We start from the raw sequence: 13,776 nt of genomic DNA, 5'->3' as shown, positions 1-13,776 counted from the left end.
ACAGCGCTCTAGGAGTTTTGATAATGAAGGATTTATAATGATTAATTTCTAAATCTATTTTGAGTAATAATGTTTTTAATTTTTGCTTTTAGATCTTGACCAGTGTCATAAATCATTTGTTCGCTACTAGGAAACAAAACTGGTTTTCTGTCAAAATAGCTAAAATAGTTATCGTCTGAGGCGCGTCTGTCTCCATTACAAGTGGCATATATGTTTTCAAAAATATACTCACTTGTTATAGGGAATGTTTGAATGAGTTGGCTGCTTTTTAAATTTACGTAGTCAATTTTTGCAGTGACTTGTGAAGACTTAAATTGTCTGAATTCATAAATTCTAGCGGTAACCGTTTTTAAGTCGTCAACCATTACTACTTTTCCTTTTTCATCTAGAACTTCTTTGCCATTAGCGTCAATAAGTTTTTTTACACCGTCTTTTATCACGCGTTCTTTAACAAATTCGCGCTCTTTAACTTGTTCTGGTGAAATTAAGATGTCTCTAAAATTGATGATCATTCCATAATCATAAACAATACCTTTTTGTTTGTTGTTGTGATACACAGTCCAAGCGTCATTTAACCCGAATGTGCTAAAATCAAGTAAATCATTTTGCAAACGAACAGGGATAATCATGCTAGTCTCATTTTTTGTAGTAACCGAAACAAAATCACAGCCTTTAAATTTTGCTTCCTCCATTAATTTTAAAACATCTTTATAGTTTGGATTAATCTGGTTGAGATAATTCAAGTCATTAAATGCTTTTCTAAAATTCATTTTATCAGTAGAGATCATTAATTTTTTAGCATTTGCGTATAAATAAGCTGCTAGTGCATTTTTACTACTTACAATTTTATCGCTATAGTCATCAAAGGGAAAGATTGCATTTCGGCCTTCGTTTAATAATTTTAAGGGTAAAATTGGTTTTATGTTTTCTTGTCTTTGATTTAATTGTACGTAGGTGTTATAAATTTTCTCTAATTGAGCAGGATTATTTTCTTTTGTCCACAAGTTAATATAGTTAAGATCTCTATCTTTAGCTTTGGCGAAAGCCTCTTCCAGGAGATAAACGTAATCTTGTTTTCCTTTTTTATCCTTGTTACTTCTTAAACTTGAAATGGCATTATCTATTGCTTGATCATAATTGCCTGAGCTTAATGCATTTTGGGTTTGCTTTACTCCACAGGAAGAAATTAAAATAAATAAGATAAATAGAATAGTAATTTTTTTCATAAGCGTTAATTTTAGAGGTAGAATGTTGAGCGATGTTTTTTTTGATTGTAGCGAAAAGAATATTTCAAAAAGCTAAATTCAAATATAATGCCAAAAAAAACCTAACAAAAATAGTATAATTGTTAGGTTTCAAATGGTAATTTTATATAAATTTTATTTTCGTACAAAAGGAGGTAATAGCTTGCTTGAAACTTCTCCAAAACCAATACGTACATGACCGTTTTTGCAAAAACCTTTCATGATTACAGTATCATTGTCATTTATAAATTTACGCTCTGTGTTATCGCTCATTTTTATAGGGTTTTTTCCACCCCAAGTAAGTTCAAGCATAGAACCAAAACTATCTTCAGTAGGTCCTGATATCGTTCCTGATCCCATCATATCTCCAGAATTCACTCTACATCCATTTGAGGTGTGATGCGTCAATTGTTGACTCATAGTCCAGTACATGTATTTAAAATTAGACTTAGAAACTATAGTAGGTTCAGCATTTTGAGGTTGAATTGCCACTTCTAGATTTATATCAAATGAATGCTTCCCTTTTTGTTGTAAATACGGTAGGGGCGTAGGCTCTTGTTTAGGACCTTTTGTTCTAAATGGTTCTAATGCATCCATAGTTACTATCCATGGTGAGATTGAAGAGGCAAAGTTTTTAGCTAAAAATGGCCCTAGCGGAACGTATTCCCATTTTTGAATATCACGTGCACTCCAGTCATTTAATAACACCATCCCAAAAATATAATCTTCGGCCTCCGTTACAGGAATATTTTCACCCATGATATTGACGTCAGTGGTGATAAACGCAGTTTCAAGTTCAAAATCAACAGAACGGGACGGACCAAAAACTGGACTTGTTTCTCCGTTAGGTAATGTTTGACCCATGGGTCTGTGAACAGGAATTCCAGACGGCACTATCGAAGAGCTTCTGCCGTGATAACCTACTGGAATATGAAGCCAGTTAGGTAATAACGCGTTTTCAGGATCTCTAAACATTTTCCCCACATTAGTTGCATGTTCTTTACTCGAATAAAAATCAGTGTAATCACCTATTAAAACAGGTAATTGCATTTCAACATCTTCCATTCTAAAGATTACAATATCTCTGTCCTTGGTATTATTTTGCAATTTGGTATTGTTTGCATCAAAGAGTTCAGCAATGCGGTTTCTTACCAGTCTCCATGTTTTTTTTCCATCTGATATGAAGTCATTAAGTGTATCCTGCATAAACATATCATCGGTAAGTTCAATACCTTCAAAATAATTGAGTTGTTGTAGTGCACCTAGATCTATGGCATAGTCGCCTATTCTTGTTCCTACAGTAACAATATTTTCTTTTGTTAGGAAAACTCCGAAGGGTATATTTTAAATAGGGAAATCACTGTTTTCAGGTACTTCTAACCATGATTTTCTATTGGTATCGTTTGCTGTTATTGGCATATGATGTTAATTATTTTGTTAAAAAATTACTCATCAAATATATTATAATCTAAGTATTAACCAAACGTTTTTTTGTATTTTTGCTATAAATTAACGAAAATCAAAAAAATGCAACGCGACGAACAAATTTTTGACCTTATTCTAGAAGAACAAGAAAGACAAATACACGGATTAGAACTTATAGCATCAGAGAACTTTGTAAGTGACGAAGTGATGGAAGCAGCAGGATCTGTACTAACTAATAAATATGCCGAAGGATATCCTGGCAAAAGATACTACGGAGGTTGCGAAGTAGTTGATGTTGTGGAACAAATTGCTATAGATAGAGCCAAAGAATTATTTGGTGCTGCTTATGCTAATGTACAACCACATTCAGGATCTCAAGCAAATACAGCAGTATATCATGCTTGTATTAAGCCTGGAGATAAAATATTAGGTTTTGATTTGTCTCATGGAGGTCACCTTACACACGGATCACCTGTGAATTTTTCGGGACGTTTATACACACCTTCTTTTTATGGTGTAGATCCAGAAACTGGTTTATTAGATTACGATAAAATTCAAGAAATTGCAACTATAGAACAACCAAAACTTATTATCGCTGGAGCGTCTGCATATTCACGTGATATGGATTTTGCTCGTTTTAGAGTAATTGCTGACAGCGTAGGAGCTATTTTATTAGCTGATATTTCTCATCCTGCAGGACTTATTGCAAAAGGTTTGATGAATGATCCTTTACCTCATTGTCATATTGTTACTACAACGACTCACAAAACATTACGTGGACCTCGTGGAGGATTAATTTTGATGGGTAAGGATTTTGAAAATCCATTTGGTTTAACTACTCCAAAAGGAGAAATAAGAATGATGTCATCTTTACTTGATTTAGCTGTGTTTCCTGGTAATCAAGGAGGACCTTTAATGCATATCATTGCTGCAAAAGCAGTTGCTTTTGGAGAAGCATTACAAGACGAATTTTTTACCTATGCGTTACAATTACAAAAAAACGCCAAGGCTATGGCTGAAGCTTTTGTAAAACGTGGTTACCAAATTATTTCGGGAGGAACTGACAATCACATGATGTTAATCGATTTAAGAAATAAAAATATTTCTGGTAAAGAAGCTGAAAATGCATTGGTTAAAGCTGAAATTACAGTAAATAAAAATATGGTTCCATTTGATGATAAATCACCATTTGTTACCTCTGGTATTCGTGTAGGTACAGCAGCTATTACCACTCGTGGTCTTGTTGAAGAAGATATGGAAACTATTGTAGCCTTAATTGACAGAGTATTAGTAGATCATACAAACGAAGATGTAATTGAAGCGGTAGCTAATGAAGTTAACGAAATGATGAGCGAAAGAGCTATTTTTGTTTTCTAAATAAATACTTTTTTAAGTTTTAAAGTCGAAAGTCGAAAGTCTTTGAATAGAATTTAATATTCTTTCTTAGTTTCGACTTTATGACTTTCGACTTCCTAACTTTAAGACTAAAAAAATGGGTGTATTACGATTACAATTGCCTACAGATCCCAGATGGGTCAATATTGTTGAGAAAAATATTGAAGAAATCTTAACGGATCATGCTTGGTGCGAACAAAAAGCAGCTACAAATGCCATTACAATTATTACGAACAACTCTGAACATCAAGATTTAGTTCGTGATTTATTGGCTCTAGCCAAAGAAGAAATTGATCATTTTGAGCAAGTGCATAATATCATCATTAAGCGAGGCTTAAAACTGGGCAGAGAGCGAAAAGACGACTATGTAAATGAGCTATACCTGTACATGAAAAAAAGCAGTAATGGCAGTAGAGTATCCAGTTTAGTGGAGCGTTTGCTTTTTTCAGCAATGATTGAAGCCAGAAGTTGTGAGCGATTTAAAGTTTTATCCGAAAATATTAAGGATCCAGAATTAGCTTTATTCTACAGAGAATTAATGGAAAGTGAAGCAGGTCATTATACCACTTTTATAACCTATGCACGTAAATACGGCGAAGGAATTGATGTAGAAAAACGCTGGCGAGAATGGCTAGCTTATGAAGAATCAGTTATTGCAAAATATGGGAACAGTGAAACCATTCATGGTTAATGCTGTACTGCACACACTTTTCACTTATTGTTGTTATTCGATTATTAAATCATACTGATATAAAAGGCCCTTTACTTCATTTTTTGAAAAAATGGTCTTTTTTAGTTTTGTCTTTTTTGGATCAATCGTGTAATTATAACTTGTTTTAAAATCAGTATGATGCGCATTTGCACCCGAAAATTCACTTTTATACAAATCGCAATGATCAAATATAACTTGAGTTAGATTGGTATTCATGAAATCTACGGCTATTAGACTGCATTTTGTAAATTGTGTTTCCTTTAGATTTAAATTATAAAATTTCGAAAAATCAAGAATGCAGTTATTAAATCCAATTCTAAAAATAAATGCGTCACACATAGCAAAGTTTACATCTTTAATTTCGCAGTGTTCAAATACTACATTTCGTAGCGCAACGTGATTTATTTTTGCGGATGTAAAAAAACAGTTTATAAAAGTACAATCAATAAAGGTCACGGATATAAAATGGCATTCGGAAAAAGAACAATTGGTAAAAGTGCAACATTCAAACTCTTGATGATTTAACTCATGCTCGCTATAGTTAGTTTCAACAAAATGATTATCAAAGAGGTATGTGTTCATTGTATTGTTTGAATATTATGGAAATGAATTCTTTTACAAAGGAACACATTGTACAGTGACATTTTGAAAAAAACGGCAACAATTATTGTTCTAAAATCTCATAAATATTGGCTTAGTATTTAGTTTTTTGTACTATTCGATCATGATTTGAATTGCTGATATCAAATTAAGTTTAGCCTACCTAATACTTTCTTAAATATAGTTTGATCAATTTCTTCTTATCCAAATTATATTTTAAGCTTACATAATCTTTTGCTGTTGATTGATAATTTGATTGTAATTATATAACTCTTTAAAATTATTGATAAGTTAAAATTTCATAATTTTATAACAATTAAATTTACTTATTATGATACTTACAAAAGGATATGCGGCACAAGATGCCAAATCAGATTTAGCGCCTTGGAATTTTGAACGAAGAGCTCTTGGGCCACATGATGTTCAGTTTGATATACAATTTTGTGGTGTTTGTCATAGTGACTTACATCAAATAAAAGATGATTGGGGAGGATCTATTTACCCAATGGTACCTGGACATGAAATTGTTGGTAAAGTAGTTGGAGTAGGAGAAAAAGTTACACGATTTAAAGTAGGTGATTTAGCGGGAACAGGCTGTCTTGTGGACTCGTGTAGAACTTGTGAAAATTGTAAAGAGGGATTAGAACAATTTTGTATCAACGGAAGAACAGATACGTATAATGCACTTGGTCAAGATGGTGTTACACCTACATACGGAGGGTATTCGAACACAATTGTAGTTCATGAGGATTTTGTTTTACACATATCAGATAAATTAGACCTAGCAGCAGTAGCTCCATTATTGTGTGCAGGAATTACAACATATTCACCTTTGAGACATTGGAAAGTAGGAAAAGGACATAAACTGGCTGTACTAGGTCTTGGTGGACTTGGACACATGGCCGTTAAGTTTGGTGTTGCTTTTGGTGCTGAAGTGACTGTTTTGAGTACTTCACCGGATAAAGAACAAGATGCAAAAAAACTAGGGGCGCATCATTTTATTGTGACCAAAGATGAAAAACAATTAGCTAAAGCAGCAGGAACATTTGATTTTATTCTAGATACCGTATCTGCTCCTCATGATTTAAATCTGTACTTATCATTATTACGTGTTAATGGTGTGCATATATGCGTGGGAGTACCTCCAACACCCTATGAAATTCATGCCTTTAGTTTAATAGGAGGAAGACGAAGTTTAGCAGGATCATTAATAGGAGGATTGCCTGAAACACAGGAAATGCTTGATTACTGCGCTGCAAATGGTATTGTATCAGATATTGAATTAATCGATATCAAAGACATTCATGAAGCGTATGACCGTATGACAAAAGGGGATGTGCGTTACCGTTTTGTAATTGATATGGCTACACTATAATCTCAAGAGAATACATTTTATATTATAATCCCTATTTTGAGAGTATCAAATAGGGATTTTGTATTTTTATAAAGTAAATAAAAAAAATAGTACAAAAAAAATCCTTAAACTACTGATAACAGTGTGTTTAAGGATTTTAAAGTGACCTTGACTGGATTCAAACCAGTAACCTCTTGAGCCGTAATCAAGTGCGCTATTCAGTTGCGCCACAAGGCCTTTTTGCGAAGCGACTTATTGTCTTGCTTGCGGGTGCAAATATAGGCATAAATGTGTAATTTGCAAGTGTAAAATTGTAAAAAAATAAAAAAAATGATTTTAAAAAATTATATCCGTGATATTCAGGGATTTCCAAAGGAAGGAATTTTGTTTAAAGACATCACTCCACTGCTTCTTGATCCCGAAGCAAGGAATGAATGCCTTAAAATATTGTTATCAGGTGTGGAAAATTTAAAAATTGATAAGGTTGTTGGGGTAGAGAGTCGTGGATTTTTCTTTGGAACTTTATTAGCGCAAGAGTTGAAGGTGGGTTTTATCCCTGTTAGTAAGCCTAATAAATTGCCTTATAAGACCATTTCGGCTAGTTATGATTTAGAGTATGGCACAGATAGTTTAGAAATTCATGTAGATGCCATATAAAAAGGGGACCGTGTGCTTGTTCATGATGATGTTTTGGCTACTGGCGGAACGGCAAAGGCAGTTTGTGAACTTGTAGAAAAGCTAGGCGGTGTGGTTGTTCAATGTAATTTCTTGATGGAACTGCGTTTTTTGAACGGAAGAGATAAAATTTTAAATCATGTTGTATTTGCCGCTATGACCTACTAGCGTAAGGCACGAGTGGTAACGTAATACCTGTAACCAATAATTGCTATCTGCCATTTTTTGGCTTTGGCCAAGTCCAAACGTTGTTTTGTAAAACTAGGAAGAATGATTCTGTTAATTTGAGCAAGAATTTTATACATTCAATTTAATTTTTCACAAAGATATAAAAAAAGACGGTCATGATTTGAACCGTCTTTAATTGATTTGTATCTTATTTCTTTGTGTAAAATTTCATAATTTTTGTATTGTTTTTAGATTTATCTACATCAACGCGTTCAATAGTATTATGATCTAATTTTTCAATTTTGTTTCTAGTTACTTTTTTATCATTGATATAATATTCTACGTCTTTTGGTAAAGAATTGGTTTGATTTTTAGAAAATGTCATTTCTAAAGTTTTTGCAGTGTTTTGGTCATTATTTGATGATTTAATATTGTCTTTATCAAGTTTTAATTCTGGTACTTCAGTTGCTATAACTGTGGTATAAATATCAGCATCATCATTTTCAGGATATTTGCTGTTTTTTTGTTTGCGTTTTTTATTTTTAATTGTAGTCTTTGAAGTTATAATTTCACACGCTCCATTTGCAGCATCAGATCCATACTTAGCAATAGCTTCCTGTGATTCTAATATCGTTTGACTTACTATTTCATCATTAAATGGCAAGCGAATGGGGTGATCTTTTGATTGTTTAACTCCATTGATAACGAGTAAATATTCTACTCCATCTTTTTTAAAATTATTAATAGATAAATAATCCTCGTGATTGGATTCGTTTGTTCCTGAATTGCCTTCATTTAGTTTAATTTCAATTTTTTCACCATTCTTTTCTGTGGCTTTAAAATGATTACTCAGTTGACTATTTTTCTGTTTATCAGCTTTGAAACCAAAAATAACTTTTTTATCATTTTCGGTTTTAGCAAATATTTTAAAAGGCTTTATAGGTGTTGTTCCTTTAACGCTATATATTTTTCTTTCATTGTTGTTACTTTTTATTTCAGCTTTTAGTTGAATAATTTCATTGCTACTATTGTATATTAAGTCAGTGAAAGCTAGTTGAATTCCAAAATCTTCTTTAAATAAATCTTTTTGAGCATTTAGTTCTTCTTTCGTTGACGTAGCGTTTATTTCTAATTCAAAGTCGACTGAGTTTAAGGTGTTCTCTTTTGTAACTTGTTTTTTCTCTTGTGCAATTACTTCAATTTGAAATAAAAGTACAAACGCTACTAGAGCTGGAACAATTACTGCATATTTCCATGAATTCCATTTTTTTGATTGATTTTTGTTTAACATAACGATTCGTTTTTTGATTAATGATTGATAAAAATGATTGGTAATGGCAACACAATTTTCGTGTGTTGTTATTTTTAAGAGCGTGAATTGATACGCTTTTTTGTCGGATATTTTTTTAGTTGCTTCACTATCAGCAATGAATTCTAGATTTTGCAAGATTGCTTTTTTATACAACCAGATAAAGGGATTGAACCAAAAAACAATACAAAACAGTCTTGAAATTAATACGTCAACAGTGTGATTTTGCTCACTGTGTACTTTTTCATGCTCCAAAATATTTTCTAATTCGGCTTTGCTGTACAAGGTGGAATTATAAACAATGGTATTAAAAAAAGAGAAAGGCGCTATATTTTCTGTGGTGTCAATGTATTTAAAATCGGCTTGATTTTTAAAGTGTTTTCCTTTTAGAACTCGGTGTAAACTATAAAAATCCAAAGCAAGTTTTAGTAGGAAAAGAAGCATTCCAATGGCGTAAATCATTCCGATAACTAAGAACCAATTGATTTCTGAAATATCCTTTTCAGAACTGGTAGTTAGTGGTATTTGAGACCAGTCAATGGTGTTTGTGCTTGGTTCAACCCAAACAATTTTTGTAAAGGCTACGAATGGCAAAACAACCGAAGTGATTAAACCCAATATTAAAAACCATCGGTTGCTGGTAAAAAAAGTTTCTTTGCGAAGCAAAAGATGATACGCTACGAAAAAAAGTGCTAGTAAGCCGCTGGATTTTATGAGGTATAGATAAAGTGCTTCCATGCTGGTTTTAGTTTTTGGTTAGTTGGTTTTAAATAGCTTAGTTGTTTTGTTCTTGTTGCTCAATCATGGCTAAAATTTCACGTAATTCAGCAGCTGATATTTTTTCTTCTTTGGCAAAATGGCTTACCATATTTTTATAAGAGCTGTTAAAGTAATGATCAATTGCTGTGTGCATAAAGCGTTTTCTATACTCTTCAAGGGATACTACGGGAAAGTATTGGTGTGTGTTCCCAAAGGCATTGTGTGATACAAATCCTTTTTCTTCAAGATTGCGCACTATAGTAGATAGTGTGTTGTAATGCGGTTGCTCCTCTGTGATTTCGGCCAAAATTTCTTTTACAAAAGCTTTTTTGAGCTTCCATAATATGTGCATGATTTCCTCTTCTTTATTAGTCAGTTTTTGCATGATGTTTTTTATTTGATTCAAACTTACAACTATTTTTATAGTTTGCAAACTATTTTTATAGTTGTTTAACTAAAATTATAGTTTTTGTAATGGGTTGTATGTTTTCAAATAGTCTAAATGTCTGTTATATATTGTTTTAGTGTTTCAGGTTGGGCCGCGTGAGGGATAGGAGCAAACCGCCGCAGCGGTGCGGATAGCCCGACCGTAATCTAAAAAAGGGGCTTATTCAACGCTATGTTGATAAGCCCCTTTTTAGATTAGGGTCACGCCCAAATTATAAAATTATTTAGATCGTTTTTCCTGCTGAACTAGTTTTTGTAACCATATACAACCTGCAACGGCAAAAATCCCAAGTGTTCCCATAATGAACCAATTTGCTTGATAACCCCAACTGTCAATAATTTCCAAACCTGTTTTTGAACTAGCAATATGGGCTAAACTAAAACTCATGGTAAACAAAGCCATATAGCGGCCTTCGTGACCTTTTGGTGCTCTACTAAGAGCAAAGGAATTGGAGAAGGGAAATATAAACATCTCGCCAAAAGTGATAAAAATAATACTAACCACTAAGATGCCAGCCCAAATATTAAGCAATAAAACGTAAAAACTAAGTGCCATAAGTAAGGATCCCCAAAGGATTATCTTAAGTTTTTTGATATTTTTTCTTTGGCTAAAACTTACAATGGGCATTTCCAGAAAGAAAATTAAAAGACCATTTAGGGATAATAAAAGTCCGCTTTGAAACTCCGTTAATCCAAATTTTTCATTGTGATACAGCGGTAAAGTGGTAAAAAGTTGGAAAAACAATACGGCAGTTATAAAGCATACAAAAAGAAAAATCCAAAATATTTTGTCTTTGAAAACTGATGCTGGAATCTCAGTTTCACTGGTACTGCTATTCAAATCGGATGGTTTTTTGCGTTCTTTTACGAGAAGTGTAAAAATCAAAATAGAGATGATACAAGAACTCCCATCAACCCAAAATAAGCCGCTGTAGCCCATATTCATGATGATTAACCCACCCAATGCTGGTCCTGCTGTAAAACCAAGGTTTACCGCAAGGCGTACTAAAGTCAAGGCTCTGGTACGATTTTCAGGTTTTGCATAGGTAGCTAGTGAGACGTACATGGCGGGACGAAACATATCTGCAACGGTCATGATCACAAACATTCCGGCACACAATCCCCAAAAAGTCCGAATGTACTGAACCATAAAAAGTAATAGTCCGCTAGTGAATAAGCTGAAGATCATGATTTTGTAAAACCCTATTTTGTCTGATAATTTACCTCCCAACCAAGAGCCAAGCATGGATCCAAAGCCAAAAGCCACCATAATCCAGCCCACTTGCGCGTAAGTAAATTGTAAATCCTCCTTTAAATATTTCGATAAAAAGGGAAGCACCATGGTTCCGGCACGATTAATAAAAGTAATTAAGGTAAGGATCCAAATTTCTCTGGTAAATCCTCTAAAATTATTGATGTAGCGTTGAAAAGCAGTTTGGAGCATAAAGTAGTTTTGTGAGTTACAAATTTACAATGTTTTTTAGGAGCTTTTTCCAGCTATTCGCTACAATCTTGTATTTTTTCGAAAAGAAAAAAATACAAGGATTTTCGCTGCTATCTGGGCTACGGAATAGGCTATTCATGACGTTTCTTGTTCCTTAATTTTCGTTGTGGTATTGTAACTTTTAGACTATTTTTGCATAAAAATCAAACTATTGAAAACTGTACTGACCTTTTTATTATGTTTACAATTCACTTTTGTTGTGGCGCAAAAGTCTTATCATGCTGATGCCGTAGCTCAGTTTCAACAAGAATTAAATGCACAGTATTCAAACCCAAAAAAAAGTCCGCTCACGGCACAAGATCGAGCAGTTTTTAAATCTTTGGAATTTTTTCCTGCAAACCCAACTTATTTTGTGACTGCAAAATTAGTTAGAACACCTAGTGAGCAACCTTTTTTAATGAAAACATCAACCGATAGAAAACCAACTTACATTAAATACGGTGAAGTTTATTTTACTATGGATGGTCAAGGATTTAAGTTGAATGTATATCAAAATATAGAGTTGTCTAAACAAAAGGAATATGTAAATTACTTATTTCTACCATTTTCGGATGTAACATCAGGTGATGAAAGTTACCTTGGCGGGCGATACATAGATTTACAAATACCTGATGGTGATGTTATAACAATAGATTTTAATAAGGCGTACAATCCGTATTGTGCGTATAATCCCGGTTATTCTTGTCCCTTAGTACCATTAGAAAATGATTTAAGTATAGCTATTAAGGCTGGTGTTAAAAAGTTTCATGACTAATGGAATTTTTCAATTTACATACGCATCACTTTACAAATCAATCTGGGATCCTAGAGTTGGTGAATCAATATCCTCATGAATTTGATGCGAAACTCCCTTTTTATTCTATCGGGATTCATCCTTGGTACATCACAGAAGAACGAGTTGACGCTGATTTGAAAATCATTGAAACACAATTACAACAATCCAATTGTCTTGCAGTAGGGGAATGTGGCTTGGATAAACGCATTGAAATCTCGCTTGAATTGCAGCAAGTGGTTTTTGAAAAACAATTACTTTTGGCACAAAAATACAATAAACCAGTTGTCATTCATTGTGTGGCCGCTTTTGATGAATTGATTGCCCTTAAAAGAAAGCTCAACATCTCAGTTCCCATACTAATTCATGGATTTTCTAAAAATTCAATTGTAGCTAAGCAATTGTTAGAGCAGGGATTTTACCTTTCTTTTGGGAAATATTTATTGCGTAATCCAGCATTAGAGTCGGTTTTTAAAAGCATTCCCCAAGAACGTTTTTTTCTAGAAACCGATACTGTAGAAGATGGGATAAAAGCCGTTTATGAACGTGCTGCCCAATACAAAAAAACAACAGTTGAAGAAATTCAAAAAATCATAAACAATAACTTTAGTACTGTTTTTGGAATTCAATTTTAATTGGATAACATGTAAAACAGGACACTTTTAAACATAAAAAAATGGCAGAATGGACAGAACGAGCAGAACTTTTATTTAAAAAAGAAGGTTTAGCTAATTTACAAAATGCAAACGTATTAGTAGTAGGATTAGGAGGTGTAGGCTCATTTGCTGCTGAATTTTTGGCTAGAGCCGGAGTGGGCAAAATGACAATTGTAGATGGGGACGTAGTGGATATTACCAACATTAACAGACAATTGCCAGCTTTGCACTCTACAGTTGGACAACCAAAAATCACTATCGTTGGCGATAGATTGATGGATATTAACCCAGAGTTGCAATTAACTCGCGTGCAAGAATTTTTATCACCTGAGCGTGCTTTTGAGATTGTTACGGAGGAGTTTGATTATGTTTTGGATTGCATTGATAGTGTGACACCAAAACTAAATTTAATCGTTGCAGCAAAACGCAAAAGAGTAAAAATCATCAGCAGCATGGGTGCAGGTGGAAAAATGGAAGCCTCTAAAGTAAAAGTGACTGATATTACGAATACTGTAAATTGCTTTTTTGCCAAAACCATTCGCAGACGCTTGAAAGAGTTAAAAATAGATAAATTAAAAGTCGTTTTCTCCTCTGAAATTCAAGACGAATCCAGTTTGAGAATGACCGACGGATCTAATTATAAAAAATCGTTTTACGGAACCAATAGTTACATGCCAGGATTATTTGGCTTGTATGCCGCAGAAACAGTAATACGCTACTTGCTAAAAAAATAGTGTTCCGTTTTTTATTCCTCTT

Annotated in this window: 12 protein-coding genes, 1 tRNA gene and 3 pseudogenes; 7 read left to right on the top strand and 9 right to left on the bottom strand. The window is 33.5% G+C overall.

The window, feature by feature from the left end:
* Positions 1 to 41: 41 nt before the first annotated feature.
* Positions 42 to 1,226, bottom strand: a complete 1,185-nt coding sequence (locus tag IQ05_RS07850; RefSeq protein ID WP_144891743.1) for a hypothetical protein — start codon at positions 1,224 to 1,226, stop codon at positions 42 to 44.
* A gap of 153 nt (positions 1,227 to 1,379) precedes the next feature.
* A pseudogene (fahA, locus tag IQ05_RS07845) lies at positions 1,380 to 2,663 on the bottom strand (fumarylacetoacetase).
* Positions 2,664 to 2,771: 108 nt separating this feature from the next.
* Between fahA and glyA the strand changes: the two are divergent.
* Both glyA and miaE read left to right on the top strand, forming a co-directional pair.
* Positions 2,772 to 4,046 carry a serine hydroxymethyltransferase gene (gene glyA, locus IQ05_RS07840; RefSeq protein ID WP_144891742.1) on the top strand — a complete coding sequence of 425 codons (1,275 nt, stop codon included), beginning with the start codon at positions 2,772 to 2,774 and terminating at the stop codon, positions 4,044 to 4,046.
* A gap of 115 nt (positions 4,047 to 4,161) precedes the next feature.
* The gene (gene miaE, locus IQ05_RS07835) at positions 4,162 to 4,755 is read left to right on the top strand and encodes a tRNA-(ms[2]io[6]A)-hydroxylase (RefSeq protein WP_144891740.1); all 594 of its coding nucleotides are present in this window, start codon (positions 4,162 to 4,164) and stop codon (positions 4,753 to 4,755) included.
* A 33-nt stretch (positions 4,756 to 4,788) separates the two neighbouring features.
* Here miaE and IQ05_RS15635 read toward each other — a convergent pair whose 3' ends face one another.
* On the bottom strand, positions 4,789 to 4,992 hold the full coding sequence (locus IQ05_RS15635; protein ID WP_449404241.1) for a pentapeptide repeat-containing protein: 204 nt from the start codon (positions 4,990 to 4,992) through the stop codon (positions 4,789 to 4,791).
* 201 nt (positions 4,993 to 5,193) lie between these two features.
* Positions 5,194 to 5,358, bottom strand: a pseudogene (locus IQ05_RS15630) (pentapeptide repeat-containing protein); the annotation flags it as partial.
* A 349-nt stretch (positions 5,359 to 5,707) separates the two neighbouring features.
* Between IQ05_RS15630 and IQ05_RS07825 the strand changes: the two are divergent.
* Positions 5,708 to 6,751: an NAD(P)-dependent alcohol dehydrogenase gene (locus IQ05_RS07825; protein WP_144891736.1), complete on the top strand. Its 1,044-nt coding sequence runs from the start codon at positions 5,708 to 5,710 to the stop codon at positions 6,749 to 6,751.
* 142 nt (positions 6,752 to 6,893) lie between these two features.
* Here IQ05_RS07825 and IQ05_RS07820 read toward each other — a convergent pair.
* Positions 6,894 to 6,967, bottom strand: a tRNA-Arg gene (locus IQ05_RS07820).
* Between the two features lie 93 nt (positions 6,968 to 7,060).
* Here IQ05_RS07820 and IQ05_RS07815 point away from each other — a divergent pair.
* A pseudogene (locus IQ05_RS07815) lies at positions 7,061 to 7,573 on the top strand (adenine phosphoribosyltransferase).
* Here the strand turns inward: IQ05_RS07815 and IQ05_RS07810 are convergent.
* From IQ05_RS07810 to IQ05_RS07795, 4 genes are all read right to left on the bottom strand, one after another.
* Positions 7,570 to 7,710: an SsrA-binding protein gene (locus tag IQ05_RS07810; RefSeq protein WP_144891734.1), complete on the bottom strand. Its 141-nt coding sequence runs from the start codon at positions 7,708 to 7,710 to the stop codon at positions 7,570 to 7,572. The pseudogene IQ05_RS07815 and the gene IQ05_RS07810 sit on opposite strands and share 4 nt — an antisense overlap.
* Positions 7,711 to 7,781: 71 nt before the next feature.
* A complete protein-coding gene (locus IQ05_RS07805; RefSeq protein ID WP_144891732.1) occupies positions 7,782 to 9,620 on the bottom strand; it encodes a M56 family metallopeptidase in 1,839 nt (612 codons plus the stop codon).
* 37 nt (positions 9,621 to 9,657) lie between these two features.
* Positions 9,658 to 10,026, bottom strand: coding sequence for a BlaI/MecI/CopY family transcriptional regulator (locus tag IQ05_RS07800; protein WP_144892109.1), 369 nt, complete (start codon positions 10,024 to 10,026; stop codon positions 9,658 to 9,660).
* Positions 10,027 to 10,308: 282 nt separating this feature from the next.
* Positions 10,309 to 11,532 (bottom strand): MDR family MFS transporter, encoded by a 1,224-nt coding sequence (locus IQ05_RS07795; protein ID WP_144891730.1) that lies wholly within the window; start codon positions 11,530 to 11,532, stop codon positions 10,309 to 10,311.
* A gap of 211 nt (positions 11,533 to 11,743) precedes the next feature.
* Here IQ05_RS07795 and IQ05_RS07790 point away from each other — a divergent pair, with 211 nt between their 5' ends.
* The 3 genes from IQ05_RS07790 to IQ05_RS07780 are packed head-to-tail and all read left to right on the top strand — an operon-like array spanning position 11,744 to position 13,754.
* A complete protein-coding gene (locus tag IQ05_RS07790) occupies positions 11,744 to 12,346 on the top strand; it encodes a DUF1684 domain-containing protein (RefSeq protein ID WP_144891728.1) in 603 nt (200 codons plus the stop codon).
* Positions 12,346 to 12,999 carry a TatD family hydrolase gene (locus tag IQ05_RS07785; RefSeq protein ID WP_144891726.1) on the top strand — a complete coding sequence of 218 codons (654 nt, stop codon included), beginning with the start codon at positions 12,346 to 12,348 and terminating at the stop codon, positions 12,997 to 12,999. Before IQ05_RS07790 ends, IQ05_RS07785 begins: the two co-directional genes overlap by 1 nt.
* A 41-nt stretch (positions 13,000 to 13,040) precedes the next feature.
* Complete coding sequence (locus IQ05_RS07780; RefSeq protein WP_144891724.1) at positions 13,041 to 13,754, top strand: tRNA threonylcarbamoyladenosine dehydratase; 714 nt, start codon at positions 13,041 to 13,043, stop codon at positions 13,752 to 13,754.
* Positions 13,755 to 13,776 lie beyond the last annotated feature (22 nt).

Source organism: Flavobacterium tiangeerense (assembly GCF_007830355.1).
GTDB classification, from domain to species: Bacteria; Bacteroidota; Bacteroidia; order Flavobacteriales; family Flavobacteriaceae; genus Flavobacterium; species Flavobacterium tiangeerense.
Note: the sequence above shows the minus strand (reverse complement) of the source record. Positions and strands in the feature narration are given on the sequence as shown.